The sequence below is a fragment of the Corynebacterium sp. MSK004 genome (genome assembly GCF_030232515.1).
In the GTDB taxonomy this organism is placed as follows: domain Bacteria; phylum Actinomycetota; class Actinomycetes; order Mycobacteriales; family Mycobacteriaceae; genus Corynebacterium; species Corynebacterium hesseae.
In genome coordinates, this window is record NZ_JASPKB010000002.1 from 252,150 (window position 1) to 271,302 (window position 19,153).

The 19,153-nt window shown below is 63.9% G+C and carries 17 protein-coding genes; 10 read left to right on the forward strand and 7 right to left on the reverse strand.

Going from position 1 to position 19,153, the window contains the following annotated elements:
- Positions 1–288 precede the first annotated feature (288 nt).
- The gene (gene ppk2 / locus QP999_RS03705) at positions 289–1,188 is read left to right on the forward strand and encodes a polyphosphate kinase 2 (protein WP_070522677.1); all 900 of its coding nucleotides are present in this window, start codon (positions 289–291) and stop codon (positions 1,186–1,188) included.
- An 80-nt stretch (positions 1,189–1,268) separates the two neighbouring features.
- Here the strand turns inward: ppk2 and QP999_RS03710 are convergent, their stop codons facing one another.
- The 3 genes from QP999_RS03710 to QP999_RS03720 are packed head-to-tail and all read right to left on the reverse strand — an operon-like array spanning position 1,269 to position 6,074.
- Positions 1,269–5,243: a Pls/PosA family non-ribosomal peptide synthetase gene (locus QP999_RS03710; RefSeq protein ID WP_502870651.1), complete on the reverse strand. Its 3,975-nt coding sequence runs from the start codon at positions 5,241–5,243 to the stop codon at positions 1,269–1,271.
- The gene (locus QP999_RS03715; RefSeq protein WP_284847711.1) at positions 5,244–5,720 is read right to left on the reverse strand and encodes a MarR family winged helix-turn-helix transcriptional regulator; all 477 of its coding nucleotides are present in this window, start codon (positions 5,718–5,720) and stop codon (positions 5,244–5,246) included.
- A gap of 54 nt (positions 5,721–5,774) precedes the next feature.
- Entirely contained in the window at positions 5,775–6,074 is a 300-nt protein-coding gene (locus QP999_RS03720) for a rhodanese-like domain-containing protein (RefSeq protein ID WP_070564138.1), read from the reverse strand.
- Between the two features lie 91 nt (positions 6,075–6,165).
- Between QP999_RS03720 and QP999_RS03725 the strand changes: the two genes are divergently transcribed.
- On the forward strand, positions 6,166–6,978 hold the full coding sequence (locus QP999_RS03725; protein ID WP_070564135.1) for an endonuclease domain-containing protein: 813 nt from the start codon (positions 6,166–6,168) through the stop codon (positions 6,976–6,978).
- Positions 6,979–7,140: 162 nt separating this feature from the next.
- On the opposite strand, the gene QP999_RS03730 is transcribed toward QP999_RS03725, so the two are convergent.
- Together QP999_RS03730 and QP999_RS03735 are read right to left on the reverse strand one after the other, a co-directional pair.
- The gene (locus tag QP999_RS03730; protein WP_269948734.1) at positions 7,141–7,797 is read right to left on the reverse strand and encodes a LuxR C-terminal-related transcriptional regulator; all 657 of its coding nucleotides are present in this window, start codon (positions 7,795–7,797) and stop codon (positions 7,141–7,143) included.
- Complete coding sequence (locus QP999_RS03735; protein ID WP_284847712.1) at positions 7,794–8,504, reverse strand: sensor histidine kinase; 711 nt, start codon at positions 8,502–8,504, stop codon at positions 7,794–7,796. Before QP999_RS03735 ends, QP999_RS03730 begins: the two co-directional genes overlap by 4 nt.
- A gap of 98 nt (positions 8,505–8,602) precedes the next feature.
- Here QP999_RS03735 and QP999_RS03740 point away from each other — a divergent pair, with 98 nt between their 5' ends.
- From QP999_RS03740 to QP999_RS03750, 3 genes are read left to right on the forward strand one after another with little or no spacing between them, the layout of a single operon-like run.
- Positions 8,603–9,289, forward strand: a complete 687-nt coding sequence (locus QP999_RS03740; RefSeq protein ID WP_070445863.1) for an ABC transporter ATP-binding protein — start codon at positions 8,603–8,605, stop codon at positions 9,287–9,289.
- The gene (locus QP999_RS03745) at positions 9,286–10,686 is read left to right on the forward strand and encodes an FtsX-like permease family protein (protein ID WP_070564126.1); all 1,401 of its coding nucleotides are present in this window, start codon (positions 9,286–9,288) and stop codon (positions 10,684–10,686) included. Before QP999_RS03740 ends, QP999_RS03745 begins: the two co-directional genes overlap by 4 nt.
- Positions 10,683–11,612 carry a S41 family peptidase gene (locus QP999_RS03750; protein ID WP_070445869.1) on the forward strand — a complete coding sequence of 310 codons (930 nt, stop codon included), beginning with the start codon at positions 10,683–10,685 and terminating at the stop codon, positions 11,610–11,612. Before QP999_RS03745 ends, QP999_RS03750 begins: the two co-directional genes overlap by 4 nt.
- A 78-nt stretch (positions 11,613–11,690) precedes the next feature.
- On the opposite strand, the gene QP999_RS03755 is transcribed toward QP999_RS03750, so the two are convergent.
- Together QP999_RS03755 and QP999_RS03760 are read right to left on the reverse strand one after the other, a co-directional pair.
- Positions 11,691–12,248: a DUF559 domain-containing protein gene (locus QP999_RS03755; protein ID WP_236659381.1), complete on the reverse strand. Its 558-nt coding sequence runs from the start codon at positions 12,246–12,248 to the stop codon at positions 11,691–11,693.
- Between the two features lie 404 nt (positions 12,249–12,652).
- A complete protein-coding gene (locus tag QP999_RS03760) occupies positions 12,653–13,126 on the reverse strand; it encodes an inorganic diphosphatase (RefSeq protein ID WP_070522711.1) in 474 nt (157 codons plus the stop codon).
- Positions 13,127–13,195: 69 nt separating this feature from the next.
- Here QP999_RS03760 and dacB point away from each other — a divergent pair, with 69 nt between their 5' ends.
- Genes dacB through folE form a run of 5 tightly spaced genes read left to right on the forward strand, consistent with a single transcriptional unit; the run spans position 13,196 to position 19,150 of the window.
- A complete protein-coding gene (dacB, locus tag QP999_RS03765; protein ID WP_070622967.1) occupies positions 13,196–14,482 on the forward strand; it encodes a D-alanyl-D-alanine carboxypeptidase/D-alanyl-D-alanine endopeptidase in 1,287 nt (428 codons plus the stop codon).
- Positions 14,472–15,431, forward strand: a complete 960-nt coding sequence (gene tilS / locus QP999_RS03770; RefSeq protein WP_284847713.1) for a tRNA lysidine(34) synthetase TilS — start codon at positions 14,472–14,474, stop codon at positions 15,429–15,431. Before dacB ends, tilS begins: the two co-directional genes overlap by 11 nt.
- Positions 15,415–16,002 carry a hypoxanthine phosphoribosyltransferase gene (hpt, locus tag QP999_RS03775; protein ID WP_070622973.1) on the forward strand — a complete coding sequence of 196 codons (588 nt, stop codon included), beginning with the start codon at positions 15,415–15,417 and terminating at the stop codon, positions 16,000–16,002. Before tilS ends, hpt begins: the two co-directional genes overlap by 17 nt.
- 48 nt (positions 16,003–16,050) lie before the next feature.
- Positions 16,051–18,570 carry an ATP-dependent zinc metalloprotease FtsH gene (gene ftsH / locus QP999_RS03780; protein WP_284847714.1) on the forward strand — a complete coding sequence of 840 codons (2,520 nt, stop codon included), beginning with the start codon at positions 16,051–16,053 and terminating at the stop codon, positions 18,568–18,570.
- Complete coding sequence (gene folE / locus QP999_RS03785; RefSeq protein WP_070522726.1) at positions 18,560–19,150, forward strand: GTP cyclohydrolase I FolE; 591 nt, start codon at positions 18,560–18,562, stop codon at positions 19,148–19,150. Before ftsH ends, folE begins: the two co-directional genes overlap by 11 nt.
- Positions 19,151–19,153 lie beyond the last annotated feature (3 nt).

The following is a 19,153-nucleotide window of genomic DNA, read 5'->3' on the forward strand; positions in this document are numbered from 1 at the left end:
GGCCGCCGGACTGAGTTCGGCCAGCTCGGTGGCGTGGTACGTTTTCGCAAATAAGCTCCCGAAATCAGGCGGTTTCATGGGCTTGCGTGCGAAAACGTACCAACGCGTACGCGCGGCAGGTACGAAACGATCAATTAGGGCCTCGGATCTTCGATTTTCGGGGCACTAATTGTTAGAAACGTACATTCTGGGTGGCTGCTGCCGCCCGTCGGGCATACGGGGGTAAAACACGCGGCTACAACTTCTTTTATCGCGCCAGATGTCTGCTTCCTAGATAGAATTAAAGGCATGGCTGACATTAAAGACGACGAACTCCCCGAGATCGACCTTGCGCAGACCGACGGCTACGTCGTCGATGACTCTGATGAAGACGATCCCTCGCTCATCATGCCGGATGGCTCACCGGTTGAAACCTGGCGCGAGAACTACCCGTATGAGGAGCGCATGACGCGTGACGAGTACGAGTCTATTAAGCGCTCCCTGCAGATTGAGCTGCTGAAGTGGCAGAACTGGACCAAGGAAACCGGCCAGCGCCACATCATTCTCTTCGAAGGCCGCGATGCCGCTGGTAAGGGCGGTACCATCAAGCGCTTTAACGAGCACCTCAACCCGCGTGGTGCACGCACCGTGGCGCTTGAGAAGCCCTCCCCGCGCGAGTCCACCTCATGGTATTTCCAGCGCTACATCGAGCATTTCCCGTGCGGCGGTGAGATCGTCTTCTTCGACCGCTCCTGGTACAACCGCTCCGGCGTGGAGCGCGTCATGGGCTTCTGCACGGAGTCCCAGCACGCAGAGTTCCTGCGTGAGGTTCCGATGCTGGAGAACATGATTCTGGGTTCCGGTATCTCCCTGACCAAGCTGTGGTTCTCCGTGACCCGCAAGGAACAGCGCACTCGCTTCGCCATCCGCCAGATCGACCCGGTCCGCCAGTGGAAGCTGTCACCCATGGACCTGGCCTCCCTGGACAAGTGGGACGACTACACCCGCGCGAAGGAAGAGCAGTTCCGCTACACGGATACCGAAGAATCCCCGTGGATCACCATTAAGTCCAACGATAAGAAGCGCGCCCGCATCAACGCTATGCGCTACGTGCTTTCCAAGTTTGAGTACACCAACAAGGACCATGAGGTCGTTGGTCAGGTGGATGACAAGATTGTGAAGCGCGGACGCGACCAGATCGGTGACTAGTCACGCACCCCGACCGCTTATTAGCGAGTCAGGCATAAAAAGGAGGCGGCAGGAAAACCTGCCGCCTCCTTTCTGTTTATCTATTTCTTCCAGGGCTCAATCGGGTTGCCCTGCCACTCGGAGTTGCCTGGGACTTGGTCGCCGCGCATCACCAGGGAGCCTGGGCCCACCGTTGCCACGCTGCCAATGACCGAGGCTGGTAGAGCCACCGAATGCGAGGCAAGTGTCGCGCCGGCCTTGATGGTCACGGTGTTCAGGCTCATCACGCGGTCCTGGAAGAGGTGCGTTTGCACCACGGTGCCGGGGCCGACGGAAGCGCCTTCGCCCACGAAGCACAGGTCCGTTTCCGGGAACCAGTAGGAGTCGATCCACGCGCCGCGGCCAATCGTCACGCCCAGCGCGCGCAGGCCCTGGTTGATTTCACCCATGCCATAGGTGTGGGTGAAGAACCACGGTGCAGCAACAGCCTCCACAAAGGTGTCCTGCAGCTCGTTGAGCCACACGAAAGCGGACCACAGCGGGTGGTCGCCGGCGGTCTGCGTGCCCACGCAGATCCACTTGACCGCCACGGTGATCGCCATCGCGATGGCGCCCGCCACCATGAGGATGAGGCCGCCGAGGGCCCAGGCGGCGGCGATGCCGAGGGCGTCGGCAAGCGCGTAGAGCGATGCCAACGTGCCCGCCAGCAACATGGCCGAGGTCATCGGCGCCAGCAGGCGCATGGTTTCAATCGCACCACGCGCGGCCTTGACCCCAAAGCCCGGGTTATAGGTGAGGGATTCGCCCTCCACACCGTCCACGTGGGCCTCCACGCGGCGCATGCGCTCCGGCGGGGAACCCCACCAGTTGGCACCGGACTTGGTCTTCTTCGGCGTCGAGGAGAGCACGGCAACCAGCGAGTTCTTCGATAGTTTGCGTCCGGGTCCGGTGATGCCGGAGTTGCCCACGAAGGAACGCTTGCCCACCTTGGTCTCACCCGTGAGCATCCAGCCGCCACCGAGCTCATAGCCGCCGATCATGGTGTCATCTGCCAGGAAGGCGCCGTCTTTGACCTCGGTGAGCTTGGGAACCATGACGGCCGTGGAAATCTCCACGTCCTTGCCAATCGTCGCGCCCAGCGAACGCAACCACGCCGGGGTGAGCTGCGAGGCGTAGATGGGGAAGAGCTGCGTGCGTGCCTCGTCCATGAGGCGCTCGATGGCCCACAGACGCCAGCCCTTGGCGGAGCGCACCGGCGCCACACCGGGCTTGATGCCCAGCGACAGGAGGCGCACGCCCAGCCAGGTCTGCAGCATGAAGGTGGCGAATGCCGCCAGGGCACCGAGCGGAGCGAAGAAGATAGAGCCGACGTAAGGGGAACCGTCGGTCACCGCGATGAGGGCAACGACCACGGCAGCACCCACGGCCAGCGCCACGATGGGCTGGAGGGCCAGCAGGATAGAAGTAGCGCCGTAGATGGCTACCCACCACGGGCGGCGCTTCGGGGCACGCGACGGGAAGCGATGCTTGGAGCGGCCCACCTTCTTGGCGGGCGAGCCGGACCAGCGCTGGCCGTCCTTGATTTTCTTGCGCCCAGTGACGGTGGAGCCGGCCTCGACGTGGGCATCCTTGCCCACGACGGCGCCCGGAAGCAGCGTCGAGCGCGCGCCCACGCGAGCACCTTCCTTGACCTCAATGGCACCAACGTGCAGAACATCGCCGTCGAGCCAGTAGCCGGAGAGATCGACCTCGGGCTCAATTGCGGCGTGCTTGCCCAGGGTTAGCAGACCCGTTACAGGCGGCAGCGAGTGCAGGTCCACTCCGCGGCCCATCTTCACTCCCAGCGCGCGGGCATAGTTGTTGACCCACGTAGCACCCGCAATCGAGCGCGAGCCAGAAGCATCGGCCCAGCGTTCCGCTGCCCAAATACGCAGGTGTGTTGAGCCACCGCGCGGATAGTCGCCGGGTTTAATCCCGGCGGTGATAAGCCGCGCGCCGAAACCGCCGATGGGGATGCGGCCGATGGGGGTGACAAAGATGACGATAAGGAGGATGACCAGCCACCATGGCGTGGTCATGGCCCACTCCACGCCCAGCAGGTTCGCCAGGTTGGAGCCCAGCAGCAGCCAGGCCAGCCACGTCGTGGCGGCCAGCGTCATCACGGGGATCTGGATGAGTGTTTGCGCGAGGCGCGTGCCGGCGCCGACGGGCTTCACCTCGCGTGCGGGTCCGGCGTCCTCGACGGACTCGGCACCGGCAAGCTGCTCCGCCAGGGAACCCAGGCGCGGGTGGTCGTAGAGATCGCGCACGGCCACGGTGGGGAAGCGCTCGCGGATGCGGCCGACCAAGGTCGCCGCGGCCAGCGAGGTGCCGCCGAGGGAGAAGAAATCAGCGTTGACGTCCTCCACGGAAACACCCAGGGTGTCCACCCACAGCTCCGCCAGCCACTGCTCGGTGGGGTTGAGGCCGTCTGCCTCCACGCCCACTCCCGGCAGCGGCCACGGCAGCGCCTTCTTATCCACCTTGCCGGAGGTGCGAATCGGCAGCTCATCCATGACGCAGATGCGCGGGACGAGCGCGGCCGGCATGGATTCCGCCAGGCGGGCATGCGCGGCCTCATGGTCGAAACCGGCATCCGGGTCATCCAGTGAAACGTAGCCGACGAGCACGGACTCGCCGCCCGGTGTCTTCTGTACGGCCACGGCGGAGTTGTACACGTTCGGCAAGGAGGCGACGTTGGCTTCCACCTCACCGAGCTCGATGCGACGGCCACCGATCTTGACCTGGTCATCGACCCGGCCCACAAAGTACAGGCCGTCCTCTTCCAAGCGCACGTGGTCACCGGTGCGGTAGGCGCGCTCCCAACCCATGGACTCCAGCGGCGCGTACTTCTCTGCATCCTTCACCGGGTCCAGGTAGGCAGCCAGGCCCACACCGCCGATGACGAGTTCGCCCACCTCACCGGTGTTTACGGGGACGCCGTGCTTATCGACGACCACCAGGTCCCAGCCCTTCAGCGGCAGCCCGATCGACACGGGCTGGCCCGGCAGCATGCGCTGCGCGCAGGCCACGACGGTGGCCTCGGTGGGGCCGTAGGTATTCCACATCTCGCGGTCTTCGGTGGCCAAGCGGTCCACCAGCTCCTGGGAGCAAGCCTCGCCGCCGACGATGAGGAGGCGGATATTATCCAGGGCCTCGGCGGGCCACAGGCCAGCCAGGGTTGGCACGGTGGAGACCACCGTGATGTCGCGGCGAATGAGCCAGGGACCTAAGTCCATGCCGGAGCGCACTAGGGAGCGCGGGGCCGGGACCAGGCAAGCACCGTGGCCCCAGGCCAGCCACATCTCCTCGCAGGAGGCATCGAAGGCCACGGAGAGTCCCGCGAGAACGCGGTCGTCCGGGCCGAGCGGGCCATGTGGATTATCCGCCAGGAAGAGGGCTGCCTCGGCGTCGACGAAGGCGGCCGCGGAGCGGTGGCTGACGGCCACGCCCTTGGGCTTGCCCGTGGAACCGGAGGTGAAGATGATCCAGGCGGTGTCTTCGGGGCGCGGTTCGTCGAAGGGGGCGGTGCCGCCACTGTCCTTTTCGTCGAACGTGGGGCGCGCCCCACCCTCTCGCAGCATACGGAAGCCCTCGTCGGTGAAGACGCCGTCGATGTCAGCCTCGCCGAAGACCATCTCGGCGCGCTCATCGGGGTCGTCGGCGTCGACGGGTACGTAGGCCGCGCCGGCGGCGAGCGTGGACAGGATGGCCAGGTAGAGCTCGCGCTTGCCGGAGGTCATGCGGATGCCGATGCGGTCTCCGCGCCGCACACCGCTGGCGTGGAGCTCGGTGGCCCAGGCGGAGACGTCGGCAAGCAGCTCGGCGTAGGTCAGGATCTCACCGTCATCCAGGGCGGCAGCCTCGGGGTAGTTCTCTGCTGTGGTGCGCACGACGTCCCACAGGGTGCGCGCCGGTGCGGCCTCGGAACCTAGGAGGTAGTGCGCGGGAACCTCGGGCATTGCTGGGGTCTCGGGCTCGTCCGCCTGGAGGGCGTGGCGGCCTCCGGTACTAGGAAGATTATCGGGCTCCGTCATTTAGGCATCACTGCTTTCTGCATCACCGGGCGCGTCGGCCGCGATGATGGCGGTGGCCAGCTTGCGCAGGTGCTTGAGCTGCTTGTTGGTGGACTCGTCGAGGGCCTCGTCCTCCGCTTTCGCCACCAAGACCGCAAGCTCCTTGTGGGCCTTGGTGCCTTTCTTGGTGGAAGCAATGATCTGGCGGCGGCGGTCCTTGGAGTCACGCTCACGCTTGACCCAGTGGCGGGACTCCAGTGAATCGAGGAGGCGCACCATGTCGGAGGCATCAATGGCCAGGGTCTCCGACAGGGCGGACTGGGAGGACGCGGTCTCCGCAACGAGGCAGGTGAGAACCCAGTATTCGCGCAGGGTGGTCCGCTGCGTTTGCAGCGCGGCCTCGACGCCTTCGCGGGTGCGGCGGCGGAGGCGCTCCAGCTGGAAGGAGGGGGACTCGAGGAGCGAGGTGGGAATCGATACGGAGTTAAAGGTAGGCATGCCGACGATACTACGCGCCTACCGTAGCAAACTTAAATCATGGGTTATGGCCCATTAGTTTGGGTAAACCATGGGGCGGCCTTGGGCCTTCCATGCGTCCGTGCCGCCGTCGACGTTGATGACGTCCCAGCCTTTCGCGTGCTCGAGGTACTGGCAGACCTGCATGCTGCGCCCGCCTGCATGGCAGATGACGTAGATATCGCGGTCTGGGTCAATCTCGTCGAGGCGCTCTACGAGGTCTCCCATCGGGATGTGCGTGGCGCCTTGGGCATGCTCAGTGTTCCACTCGTGGCCCTCGCGGACGTCGATGAGCTGGGCGCTTTCAGGTACTTCAGTGGGTTGTACGTTCTGCATGCGCACCAGCTTACGGGGTTTTCTTGCGGGACTGGTTGGGGCACTTTACTGTGAGGAGTACGGGGTGGGGTAATCAATCGGAGGGGGCTAAATGGAGGAGATTGTCGGCCGCGCAGGCGCAGCGGCAGCGGCCAAAGGTGAGGCGATCAAAATTACGCGGGGGCTGTACCTACCGCGTGAACCAACGGCATACGAGCTAGCGCAGGTGCTCAGCCGGCATTGGCCAGACAGTGCGTTGGACGGATATTCCGCAGCGATGGTGCTTCTTGAGCGGAAACCTGGCTTTCCACTGCAGCTCATTCGCGAAAAAGGCTTAGAGGATACGCGCTTTTATGTCGGTCGCCGTGCCCGCCCAAAGGGGGTATTCCCCTATGACGGGATAAACGTCTGCAATCCACTGCAGGCGGTGGAGGCCATAGAAGAAACGCATGCGGTGAAGTTCCTGGAAACGTTCTTGTCTGGTAGGGACGCGGAAAAGCGGCTGAAGTTGCTCTCCATGGACTTTCGGCGGTTCCCGCAACACACTCGGCGAGTGTTAGAGAAAGCAGTCATCGGTGCGGATAGTGTGCCCGAGCGGGCCCTTACTCGTGCTCTGGAGCCCTTCTTTAAGGTGCTCAACAACGCGAAAATTGGCCCCTACCGGTGGGATCTCCTTTTGGAAGAGCACAAGATTGCCATCGAGGTCGACGGCTACGCTTATCACCGCGGGGAAAACCGCCGGCAGTTCGAGCTTGACCGCCAAAAGTTGAATGATGTGGTGCATCGCGGCTATACGCCCCTCCACTTCACCGCGACCACGATTGAGCATCATTTGGACAAGGTGGTGGAGCAGGTGCGCGGGGTGGCACAAGGGACGAAACGGTATCTGGACCCGCCGTGGATGTGGCACCGGTTCTTTGTGTGAGTGTGCGAGGGGGTTTGATGTCGTTCACGGTAAATAAGGCCGAAAAATCGCGAAAATTTGGGCCTTATTTACCGTGAACGTAGTCAAGATAACGTGCTCGAGGGGCGAAAGCATACAGCTGCTACCCGTGTGGAGTACGGGGTCAAAACGGCAGCGGCCGGTTTAGCGGTGCGCGGAGAGGTACTCCAAGATTGCCTTGACGCGGCGGTTGTCTTCGCTGGGGTCCAGCCGCAGCTTGGTGAAGATATTGGAAACGTGCTTGGCCACCGCGGCGGAAGACAGGACGAGCTCGGCGGCGATGTCCTTGTTGGACTTGCCGCGGGACATTAATTCGAGAACCTCGCGCTCGCGTGGAGTGAGCTCGCCCAGACCGCTGCGCCCGGAGCTCATTAACGCCTGCGCCACGGTGGGATCGATGACGGTGCCGCCCTGAGCCACCACGTCCAGGCTGGAGAGGAAGTCCCGCACCTCGGAGACGCGGTCCTTCAACAGGTAGCCTGTGCCGGCATCGGGGGAGTCGAAGAGCTCCACCGCATATGCGGGCGCTACATACTGGGAGAGCACCATGACGGGTAAGCCCGGGTATGCATTTCTCAAGTTCACGGCGGCTTTCAAGCCATCATCGCCCATGCCCGGCGGCATGCGTACGTCGGTGATGACGATGTCCGGAAGTTCATCCCGAAGTTGGTCTACCACGGCCTCCAGCGAAGGGGCAGAATCAGCCTGGCCCACAATTAAATGCCCGCGGCGTTCCAATAGGCCGGCGAGGCCTTCGCGCAGAATGGCGGAGTCATCCGCCACGACGATTCTCAAACTCATGCTTGAACTCCTGACTGTCCGCGATCGAGAAGAAGGGGAATTGAGCACGCCAGCCTCGTCGGCCCGCCCGGGGGAGAGGACAGCGTCATCTCGCCACCGAAAGCGGCGAGGCGCTCGGCCATCCCCGCCAAGCCGTGGCCTTGTACAACCTGCGCGCCGCCCGGCCCCTCATCCACCACGGTGATTTTTAAAGAGGCATCTGCGGTCACTAAAACGGAGACCGGCGCGCCGGGCGCGTGCTTGGCCGCATTCGTCAGAGCTTCCGTGCCGAAGAAGTAGCCGCAGGCCAGCACGGAAGCGGAGAGCTTTGGCAAAGGATGCGGGGCGAAGACGCTGACGTGGGGGCCGTGGGAAGAGGAGACGTCGGCAAGCGCGGCCACCAAACCATGATCCTGCAGGACCTGCGGGTGGATGCCGTGCACCGTGGCACGCAGGGAGTGCAGGCCGCGCTCCACGTCCTGTTTGGCGGCGGTAAGCAGCTCAGCGAGGTCTGCGGGGGCGTCGAGAAGTGCCTCACCCAACTTCATGCTCGCGGCCACGAGGTATTGCTGCGCGCCGTCGTGCAGGTCGCGCTCGATGCGTGCGCGCTCCACCTCATAGGCATCCGCGATGGCGCGGCGCGAGGCCGTGAGCTGCGCAATCTTCTGTGCTTGCTGTTGCTCATGGTTGGCGGGCTGGGGCTTTCTTCGGAACACGGCTTTCAGCATAACGGGCGCCACCGACTACAGGGGTAGTGCTGGCACTACCGTAAAGAGCAACGCTAGGGCTGTTCTTTCTGCGGGCCCTTCACGGTGGAATGAGAGACATGGCACAGACACTTTCCCTGACAGACATCACCAAGGATTTTGGCGGCGGCCCGGTGCTCGCCGGAATCTCCCTCGACATCGCGCCGGGCGAGCTCGTGGCCGTCATGGGGCCGTCCGGCTCCGGCAAGTCCACGCTGCTGCACTGCATGTCCGGCGTGCTCACCCCCACGCACGGCAGCGTGCACTACGGAGATGAGGAGCTCTCCGCGCTTGGCGACGGCCCCCGCTCCCGCCTCCGCCTGCGCAACTTCGGCTTCGTCTTCCAGGATGGTCAATTGCTGCCGGAGCTGAGCAACGTGGATAACGTGGCGCTGCCAGCCATGCTTAACGGTATGGGTCGGAGTGCTGCACGCAAGCGCGCGATGGAGCTGCTGGACCAGCTGGGCCTGGGCGGCCTGGCGGATCGCCGCCCGGCGCAGGTGTCCGGTGGCCAGGCGCAGCGCGTGACTATCGCGCGTGCGCTGGTGGCCAATCCGGGCGTCGTCTTCGCCGACGAGCCCACCGGTGCGCTGGACCAATCCACGGGTCACGAGGTCATGCAGATGCTGACCACCATCGTGCGCCAGTCCGGGGCGAGCCTGGTCATGGTCACGCACGACCCGAAGGTGGCCGACTGGATGCAGCGCCGCGTGGAGATTCGCGATGGCATCATCCACGATGACCGCCGCCTCGAGGTGATCCGATGAACACCGCGACTTTAGTCTTTGACCTGCAGCGCGAATCCATTCGTGCGCGCTCCGGAACAGGAATTGTTTCCTTGCTGGCCATTGTGAGCCTGACCATTGGTTCCGCCATTGCCTTCCTCGTCGCGGGCGGTACGTGGATGTTTTGGCAACGCGCCCAGCACGTCGAGGAAGCCGCGCCCGCGCTCAAGGAGGCCTTCGGTAACGAGATGGAGGCCTTTCTTTATCCTTGGTTTGCCCTGGCCCTGCTGGCCTGCGCCTTCATTCTTCCGGCGCTGTTTAACCTCACAGCCCAAGCCGCCGTCCTCGGCGCCTCCGGCCGGGAGCAGCGCCTGGCCACCCTGCGTCTTCTGGGGTTGAGCTCCCGCCAGGTGGAGCGCATGGCCATCGTGGAGACGGGCCTGCAAGCCATCATCGGCATCGTGCTCGGTGGGCTGATCAGCCTGCTCATCGCGCCGGTCTTTACGCAGGTGGACTTCCAGATGCGTTCTATTGCTGTATCCGAGATTCTTCTCCCGTGGTGGGGTTATCTAGCCGTGGCCGGTGTGCTCTTTGTGTTGGCCATCGGTGCGGCACTCGTCGGCATGCAGCGCGTGCGCGTGAGCCCCCTGGGTGTGGCCAAGCGCCAGATGCCCGCGGCCTATCGTTGGTGGCGCGTCATCGTCTTCCTCATCATCGCGGGTATCGGTGGTGTGTTGCTCTCCGGGAAGGCGGGCCCGCCGACCGCCATGGTCATCGTCGTCATGTTTGGCATGGTGATGAGCATCAACCTCATTTCCCCTTTTATCTTGCAGCTCGGCGCACACATCATGTCTCTCTTTCCTGGCACCGCGCACTTCGTGGCCTGCCAGCGAGTGGCGGGCAATGCGCGCCCGGCATGGAAGCGAAGTGCGGCCATCGCGTTCTTCGGCTACTTGGCGGGCTTCCTCGTTGCCGCCCCCTTGGGCTCTGATGCCTTGGCCATGGTTCTCAAAGAGGACCCGGGGATGAACGTGGTATTTAAGGACATCTCCACCGGCGTCTTATTAACCCTCATCTTCGGCTTTACGCTGACCACCATGTCCATCATTCTGGGGCAGGTCTCCGGCATCTTTGAGGACAAGGAGCTCATCCGCTCCCTGGATCTCATGGGCGTGCCGCGCGGCTTCCAGTTCCGCTCCGGTGTCCTGACCATCATGGGGCCTGTGGTGGGATTGAGCTTCTTCGGCTTCCTTTTCGGCGGCGGGATCGCCTCGCTGATGTTCTTCTCCAGCGTCGAACAAAGCAATGTCGACGTTCTTGGCCGTCTGCTCATGGCCTTCGGATTCCTAGCCGTGGGCTGGCTGGTCACGCTGCTTGCCATTATCCTTGTTGAGCCCCTGCGCGGCTACGTGCTGCGAACCGGAGGGAGAAAAGAATGAAAACTGTACTGAAAATCTTCGGCGGACTTTTTCTCGTTGCCCTCATCGCCGTGGCTGCGGCCGTGTATTTCTTCGGCCCCTCTTACGGTGGGGCATTCTTCGGAAAACCCGTGTTTCTTTTTAATGCCAGCGAGAAGCGCATCAATACCGCGATGGTGGATACCGCAGCGCTCTCCGGAATCTATGGCGAAAGTGAGGAATTCCAGCGCGCACGCGAGGCCTTCAAGGAGGACCCCACGAACACCGAGCTCCTCGATGCTGCCATCAACGCCGCCGGCGGCAAGCACTCCAAGGTCTTTAGCACCGAAAAGGAAAAGGCCGCCGAAAGCACCGAGCCTTCGGTCGACTTCGAGGACGGCGTCCTGCGCGCGACCGTGCCCTCCATCGGCCGCCACGATGACGGCCAGGCCTACGCCGATACGCTCGCTCAAGGTCTGGCCGCGCACCCGGAGGCCTGCGCTGCCGTGGTGGATCTGCGGAGCAATGACGGCGGCGACATGGGGCCGATGTATGCGGGCTTAAGCCCCCTGCTACCGGATGGCACCGCGCTCTCCTTCGTCAGCCGTATGGGCACAACTGACGTGGTCATCGACGGAAACTCCGTGACCGGCGGAGGTACTGCAACCACCACAGCGGGCGGCAAGCTCGACGTTCCCGTCGCCGTGCTGACCGACGGTGAGACCGCCTCCTCCGCCGAAGCCACCCTCTTGGCCTTCCGCGGGCTGGACAACGTGCGGACCTTCGGTGAGCCGACTGCCGGCTACGCCTCTGCCAACGTGGTCCTGGATTATCCGGACGGCCGCTCGCTCATGCTCACCACGGCCAAGGACAAGGCGCGCACGGGCGAGGAATTCGCCGAGGACCCCATCGCTCCCGATGCCCCGGAATCCGAGCTCGACGGCTGGCTCGCGTCCCACTGTAGTTAGTTAGCTGCAGTGTTAGTAAGCCGCAGCGTTAGTCAGCCCAGTTCGTTGTCGGCACGTTGCGGCTGAACAGCTGCAACGCTAGCCCGCCCAACGCTCGCCTTCCCACCGCCAGTAGTGGTGCCACTTCCACGGCGGAGGCACGAACTCACCCCGCCCTTGTATGACCGCGAGAACCTGGTACACAGCGACGTCGAGGTGGTGCTCAATCGTGGCGGCGGTGAAGTGGAGGGGCCGGTAGCCGCGCTGGATGGCGTCGTTAAGCTTCTGGCGGTCGATTTCGAAACGCTGCCGGTTCTCGCCTTTGTGATAGGCATAGCCGTCCACCTCGATGGCCACCTTGTACTCCTCTAGCACCAAGTCCCAGCGGTAGGACCCAACCCGCACGTTGTTGCGGACCTTGACGTGCGGCTCGAGGCCTCGGGTGAGGTCGCGCTCCGGCTTGCTATCCGCCCCAACGATGGCTTTCTCTAGGATTTCACGCGTGTGCTTGGGCAGGCGGCGAAAGTCTAGCTGTTCGGTCTCGATGCGCGAGCGTCCGTGCGGCCCGGCGAAGAAGGCCTCGATGAAGGCTACGGCATCCTCCTGCGCCATCGTCTCAATGCATTGCAGGGGACTACATACATTGACTCCGTTCATGCTGCCCAGCGCCTTGGGGCGCGCCCGCCGACTGCGAAAGTACGTGCTCGATGGGAGAGTGGAGTCGCGAATAAACTCGAGCGGGAATTGAAGGGGCTGTTCTAAGTACCGGCGAGCGGCGGAATAGCCGTCAAGCGCTAAGTCAGGCCATTCACGCGACATGATTTGTGCTAGCTGAAGCGGTGTTGGCTCCTTTGAGAGGTAAAAGCCATTCGCAATCTTGATGGCTCCCTTGCGCCGAGCCCCGCGGGAGACATCGCGTCCCCGATAAATCTCAATCAATGTTCCCCCCGGAACGAAAAAGGTACGTTTTCGCAAATAGTGGCGAAAAACTGGTAGGTTTTCAGCCCTTATTTACCAAAACGTACCTGACAGTGCTCTCGCTGGCACGCGGAAGCAGCGGCTTACTTGAAGCGAGCCTTTGCTTCCTCGAGGATCTTCTCTGCCTCAGCCTTGTCGCCCCAGCCGGAGCCGGTAACTTCCTTGTTCGGCTCCAGGTCCTTGTAGTGGACGAAGAAGTGCTCGATCTCGTCCTTGATGTGCTGCTCCACATCGTTGATGTCCTGGTAGCGCTCCCAGCGCGGGTCATCGATGACGGCAAGCAGCTTGTCATCGCCGCCGGCCTCATCGGTCATCTTGAATACGCCGAGAATGCGGGCCTCCACGACAACGCCCGGGAAGACCGGCTCCGGGAGGATCACTAGTGCGTCGAGCGGGTCGCCGTCCTCACCCAGGGTGTGGTCGATGAAGCCGTAGTCAGCCGGGTAGGCCATCGGGGTGAACAGGTAGCGGTCGAGGTGGACCTTGCCGGTCTCGTGGTCGATCTCGTACTTGTTGCGGGAGCCCTTAGGGATCTCGATGGTTACTTCAACGCTCACGGCTGAATCCTCCATAACTAATAGGTTGGCATGTGCTCCGCATAGTCTACCGCGCTAGTCTAAAGGGCGATGAAAGCTAAGCATGTCTGGTGGAGTACTGCGGCCCTCGTCACGGCCGGCGTCGTGGCGGCGACGGCCGCAGTGGGCGTAGAAGTCCAGCGCACCTACGATCAACTGGACCACGGCCAACCTTATAAGCAGGCAGAACCCGAAACGCTGCTCCAACCCGTCGAGCCTGGTGAGATAGACACCGCCGCGCTTAAAGCGAAGTTGGATGAACTGGGCAAAGACAAAGCCCTCGCCACTTTCGGCGGTCAGGTCATCGACACCACCACCCACGAGGTGCTGTGGGAGCGCGAACCCGCAAAGCCGCTCACGCCCGCCTCCTCAACCAAGGTCCTCACCCTCGCCGCAGCAACGCTCGCGCTCGATGAAGAAGAGCGCCTCACTACGGAAGTGGTCAAGGGCGATAACGATGGCGACGTGGTCATCAAAGCCTCCGGCGATGTGTGGCTGACGGACGAGCGCCTCGATGAGCTCGCGGAGCAGATCAAGAAGCACATGAGCACCGTCAACCGAGTATCCATCGACACTTCCGTCTGGGCTGGCCCCGACCAGGCTCCCGGCTGGGACGATGACAATATCGACGGTGGCTATGTCGCACCCATCCAGCCAGCCATGCTCTACGGCGGGCGCATCGGGGAGAAGACCGGGGACGTCCCGCGCTCCCATGAGCCGGCACTCGACGTCGCCCGCGCGCTCGCCAACCGCCTGGGTACCGATAAAGCCGACATGGCCCCCGCACCCGACAACGCGGAGGCCATCGCCTCCAGCGAGTCCGAGCCGCTGGCCCTGCGCGCGCAGCAAGCGGCGAAGGACTCCGACAACGTCATGGCAGAGGCCATCGTCCGCGAGCTGGCCATCAGCCAAGATGCGGAGGCAAGTTTTGACGGTGCCGCGCAGGCCACCCTCGACACGCTCAGCGGCGCCGGCATCGACGTCAACGGCGTCACCTTAAAGGACGGTTCCGGTCTCTCCCGCGATAATCGCATCCCGGCAGGCCTCCTCGCGCACATCGCGGACCAAGCCGTGGCCACCGAAGAGCTTCGCCCACTGTTGGGCTACCTCCCCCTCGCCGGCGGCGAAGGAACCCTCTATGAGCGCTATTCCGATTCGCCCGCCCGCGGCTTCGTGCGCGCCAAGACCGGCACACTCACCGGAACCTCTGCGCTGACCGGCACCGCCCAAGGCCAGTCGGGCCGGGTTTATGCCTTCGCCTTCCTGGTCAACGACGGCGAAGTCACCTCCGCTCGCCAGGCCCAAGACGCCCTCGCCGCCGCACTCCATGACTTCTAAGAAACCTTTTTGGCCGCGCAAAAGCCCCAACTTCTTGGCCTGCCGGGTGGCCGCCCGCGCCGTGGTGGGGCAGCAACCGCGGGCCATAGCGGTGGGTTTGTCCGGCGGGGCCGACTCGCTGGCGCTGACCGCGGCCCTCGCCGCAGAAGGGCATGAGGTCACAGCGCTCTGCGTCGACCATGGCCTACAGGAAGGCTCGGCCGCACAGGCGCGCCGGGCTGCCGACCAGGCTCGTGGATTGGGAGCGGGGGCGGAGGTGTTGCCGGTGGACGTCGCCAAGCACGGCTCCGTTGAGGCCGAAGCCCGCGCCGCCCGGTACCGTGCCTTCGCGCCCTGGGGCGAGGTGGCGGTGGCTCATACCGCCGATGACCAGGCCGAAACCCTGCTGCTGAGCGCCCTGCGGGGGAAGGTGGCGGGCATGTGCGAGCGCTCCGAGGTGGAGGGCGTGCGCGTGCTGCGCCCCCTTTTGCGCGTGCGCCGCGCCCAGACCGAGGCCGCCTGCGCGGAGCTAGGGCTGGACGTCTGGCACGATCCCCAGAACCAGGATCCGGCCTTTCGCCGCGTGGCGCTGCGCCGCGAGATCCTCCCACAGCTGCAGGAGATCCTGGGTGGTGACCCCGTGCCGGCTTTGGCCCAGGCAGCCTATGACGCCGCGCTTGACGACGCCTTCCTCACCACCCACCCCACCCCCGACTGCGCCGAGCTGGCCGCCCTTCCCGAGCCGAAGCGCCGCCGGGCGATTGCCGCGTGGCTGCGCGAGGAAGGGGTAGAGGTTACGCGCGAGGCGGTGCGCGGCATCGATGCCCTGTGCGTGCAGTGGCACGGGCAGGGGCCAGTCGCCGTCCGTGGTGAAAAGAGAGGTACAAGGTTGGAAGTCGCACGCGTTGGTGGCAAACTGTCACTATTGCCTCGGTCAGCAAAGGAGCGCTCACGTGCACGACAACCATGATTCAGCCGTCCCCGCCAATCCTTATGGAGAGGACATTAGAAACGTACTCGTCGCCGAAGACGATCTTCAGGCGCGCATCCAAGAGATGGCGGACCGCGTTTCCGAGAAATACAGCAACGCCGATGATGACCTCATCCTGGTGTGCGTGCTCAAGGGTGCGGTCTTCTTCTTGACGGACTTTGCCCGCAAGCTCACCATTCCGTCCCAACTGGAGTTCATGGCGGTGTCCTCCTATGGCAACTCGGCCTCCTCCTCGGGCGTGGTGCGTATTTTGAAGGACCTGGACCGCGATATCGAGGGCCGCGATGTGGTCATCGTGGAAGATATCATCGACTCCGGCCTGACCTTGTCCTGGCTCATCCGCAATCTGCAGGGTCGCCAGCCGCGTTCCCTGGAAGTGGTCACGCTGCTGCGCAAGCCTGAGGTAGTCAAGGCGGAGCTGGATCTCTTCGACGTGGGCTTTGATATCCCCAACGAGTTCGTCGTGGGCTATGGCCTGGATTTTGCGGAGCGCTACCGTGACCTGCCGTATGTGGGCACGCTGGAGCCTGCGGTATACAGCAACGACTAGTTTTTCTTGCCCTCTGTTGCATGAGGCCTCGAATTCGCAAGGTAATTAATGAAAAATAAGAACATCATCCGCTATGGCTCGATCGCGGGCCTAGTTCTCATCCTGCTGTACGCTTTCACGTTCTTTAGCAATGATGCCCGCAGCTTCAAGCAGGTGGACACCTCCGTGGCCATGCAGCAGCTGACGGATAAGAACGTCGAGGAAGCACAGATCGATGACCGCGAGCAGCAGCTGCGCCTCAAGCTCAAGAAGCCGGTGACGGTGGAGGAGCAGGAGGGCGTCGAAGAGGTCATTGCCAAGTACCCGGCCCGCGCCTCCGAGCAGGTCTTCAATGCGGTGAAGGGCTCTGGTGCGGAGAAGTACCAGACCAAGGTGACGCAGGATTCCTTCATCGGTTCCATGATCAGCTTCCTGCTGCCGATGCTGATCCTCTTCGCGCTGCTGTTCTGGCTCATGACCCGCATGCAGCAGGGCGCGGGCGGCATGTTCGGCATTGGTGGCTCCAAGGCCAAGGAGCTGACCAAGGACATGCCCACCAACACCTTTGCGGATGTTGCCGGTGCGGATGAAGCGGTGGATGAACTCCAGGAGATCAAGGACTTCCTGGATGATCCGGAGCGCTACCACGCGCTGGGCGCGAAAATCCCGCGCGGCGTGCTGTTGTACGGCCCTCCCGGCACGGGTAAGACCCTGCTGGCCCGCGCCGTTGCGGGTGAGGCCGGCGTGCCTTTCTATTCCATTTCCGGTTCCGACTTCGTGGAGATGTTCGTCGGCGTCGGTGCCTCCCGCGTGCGCGACCTGTTCAAGCAGGCCAAGCAGAATAGCCCGTGCATCATCTTCGTCGATGAGATTGACGCCGTGGGCCGCCAGCGCGGTTCCGGTACCGGCGGCGGCCACGATGAGCGCGAGCAGACGCTGAACCAGTTGCTCGTGGAGATGGATGGCTTCGGTGACCGTGAGGGCGTCATCCTCATCGCCGCCACCAACCGTCCCGACATCTTGGACCCGGCGCTTCTGCGCCCGGGCCGCTTCGACCGCCAGATCCCGGTGACCAATCCGGACCTGGCCGGCCGCGAGCAGATTCTGCGCGTGCACGCTAAGGACAAGCCGCTGGCCAAGGAAGTGGACGTGGCGCAGCTGGCCAAGCGCACCGCCGGCATGTCCGGTGCGGACCTGGCCAACGTTCTCAACGAGGCTGCCCTGCTCACCGCGCGCATTGGCGGCAACGTCATTACCTACGACGCGCTGGAGGAGGCCACCGACCGCGTCGTCGGCGGCCCGCGCCGCCAGAGCAAGATCATCTCTGAGCATGAGAAGAAGGTCACCGCCTACCACGAGGGCGGCCATACCTTGTCGGCGTGGGCGCTCAAGGACATTGAGCGCGTCTACAAGGTGACCATCCTGGCCCGCGGCCGCACCGGCGGCCACGCCATGACCGCGCAGGAAGACGACAAGGGCATGTACACCCGCGACGAGCTTTTCGCTCGCCTCGTCTTCGCCATGGGCGGGCGTGCCGCGGAAGAGCTCGTGTTCGGCGCACCGACCACCGGTGCCTCCTCCGATATCGAGCACGCCACCAAGATCGCGCGTTCCATGCTGACCGAATACGGCTTCAGCCCGGACCTGGGCACCGTCAAGTACGGCCAGGAACAGGGCGATCCCTTCAGCTATGCCGGCGGCGGTGGAACCATCGACTACTCGGATTCCGTGGCCACCAAGATCGATGAGCAGATGGCGTACCTCTTGGACCGCGCGCACCAGCAGGCCTATGACATCCTGTCCGAGCACCGCGACTACCTGGATAAGCTCGCCGAGATGCTGCTGGAGAAGGAAACCCTGCGCCGCCCGGACCTCGAGGGCATCTTCGAGGGCATCGAGCCGCGCGAGGCCTTCGACGTCTTCCCGAACGAGGACGCCCGCTTCCCGCGCCAGGCTGGCCGCGAGCCGGTGAAGACCCCGGTGGAGCTGGCCCAGGAGCGCGGTGAGGAGCTGCCGAAACGCATGACGCTTCTCGACGCCTCCCGTGCCGCCCGCGAGCGCCGCCACGCGGAGCTGGAGCGAGCAAAGGAAAACGGCGGAGAGCCCGCTGACGCCGCCGGGACGGCGGCGCCGGTCAAGGAGATCGGCTTCAGCTTTGGCCAGCACGCAGGTGACTACGTGGATCCGGAGAAGGGCAACACCTTCTTCGGTGAATCCGAGATCACCGAACCTACCGGCCGCGAGCTCAGCGAGGACCGTGCCGAAAGCGATGGAGCACACGATGAGACCGTGGCCCCAGAGCAGGCCCAGCCGGCTGCGGAGCAACCGGCTGAAGAGCAGAAGGGCCCCAGCAACGAGGTCACCCAGGAGATTCCGCGCGTGCCGGAGTCCGCTGCACCGCAGCAACAAGCACAGCCGGAATCGCAACCGCAAGCACAGGCACAGCCTCAAGCACAGCCACGCGAACGCGAGCAAGAGCGCCGCGGCCGCCACGCCAAGCCGGAGGATCACGCCTGGGGCGCGCCCGGCTGGGGAGACAACGAATACCGCAACAACCCGTACAAGGACGGCGAGAATAATGAGCGATAACATCCCGGCGCAGCGCGAGTTCGATCACGAGCGCGCCGAAGCCGCTGTCCGCGAGCTTCTCATCGCCGTGGGCGAGGACCCCGACCGCGAGGGCCTGCGCGAAACCCCGGCCCGCGTGGCCCGCGCCTACGCGGAGGTCTTTGCCGGTCTCCACCAGGACCCGACCGAGGTCCTCCACAAGACCTTCGCGGAGGAGCACCAGGAACTCGTCCTCGTGCGCGATATCCCCATCTACTCCACGTGCGAGCACCACCTTGTGCCCTTCTACGGCAAGGCACACATCGGCTACATCCCGGGCCCCGACGGCCACGTCACCGGACTGTCTAAGCTGGCCCGCCTGGCGGATATGTACGCCAAGCGCCCGCAGGTCCAGGAACGCCTGACCTCTCAGATTGCAGACGCCCTCGTGGACGTCCTCCACGCACAGTCCGTCATCGTGGTCATCGAGTGCGAGCACCTGTGCATGGCCATGCGCGGCATCCGCAAGCCAGGGGCCACGACGACGACGTCCGCAGTCCGCGGCGGTTTCAAGAAGAATGCGGCCTCCCGTGCGGAGGTCATGAGCCTCATTAGGAGCTAGTTT

What these genes read in the sequence shown, in the direction of transcription:
- QP999_RS03755 (WP_236659381.1), bottom strand. Translation starts at nt 12,248, where the DNA reads ATGAACGGAGTCAATGTATGTAGTCCCCTGCAATGCATTGAGACGATG.
- QP999_RS03730 (WP_269948734.1), bottom strand. Translation starts at nt 7,797, where the DNA reads ATGAGTTTGAGAATCGTCGTGGCGGATGACTCCGCCATTCTGCGCGAA.
- tilS (WP_284847713.1), top strand. Translation starts at nt 14,472, where the DNA reads ATGACTTCTAAGAAACCTTTTTGGCCGCGCAAAAGCCCCAACTTCTTG.
- ftsH (WP_284847714.1), top strand. Translation starts at nt 16,051, where the DNA reads ATGAAAAATAAGAACATCATCCGCTATGGCTCGATCGCGGGCCTAGTT.
- QP999_RS03725 (WP_070564135.1), top strand. Translation starts at nt 6,166, where the DNA reads ATGGAGGAGATTGTCGGCCGCGCAGGCGCAGCGGCAGCGGCCAAAGGT.
- QP999_RS03720 (WP_070564138.1), bottom strand. Translation starts at nt 6,074, where the DNA reads ATGCAGAACGTACAACCCACTGAAGTACCTGAAAGCGCCCAGCTCATC.
- folE (WP_070522726.1), top strand. Translation starts at nt 18,560, where the DNA reads ATGAGCGATAACATCCCGGCGCAGCGCGAGTTCGATCACGAGCGCGCC.
- QP999_RS03710 (WP_502870651.1), bottom strand. Translation starts at nt 5,243, where the DNA reads ATGACGGAGCCCGATAATCTTCCTAGTACCGGAGGCCGCCACGCCCTC.
- dacB (WP_070622967.1), top strand. Translation starts at nt 13,196, where the DNA reads ATGAAAGCTAAGCATGTCTGGTGGAGTACTGCGGCCCTCGTCACGGCC.
- QP999_RS03745 (WP_070564126.1), top strand. Translation starts at nt 9,286, where the DNA reads ATGAACACCGCGACTTTAGTCTTTGACCTGCAGCGCGAATCCATTCGT.
- QP999_RS03735 (WP_284847712.1), bottom strand. Translation starts at nt 8,504, where the DNA reads ATGCTGAAAGCCGTGTTCCGAAGAAAGCCCCAGCCCGCCAACCATGAG.
- QP999_RS03750 (WP_070445869.1), top strand. Translation starts at nt 10,683, where the DNA reads ATGAAAACTGTACTGAAAATCTTCGGCGGACTTTTTCTCGTTGCCCTC.
- QP999_RS03740 (WP_070445863.1), top strand. Translation starts at nt 8,603, where the DNA reads ATGGCACAGACACTTTCCCTGACAGACATCACCAAGGATTTTGGCGGC.
- ppk2 (WP_070522677.1), top strand. Translation starts at nt 289, where the DNA reads ATGGCTGACATTAAAGACGACGAACTCCCCGAGATCGACCTTGCGCAG.
- QP999_RS03715 (WP_284847711.1), bottom strand. Translation starts at nt 5,720, where the DNA reads ATGCCTACCTTTAACTCCGTATCGATTCCCACCTCGCTCCTCGAGTCC.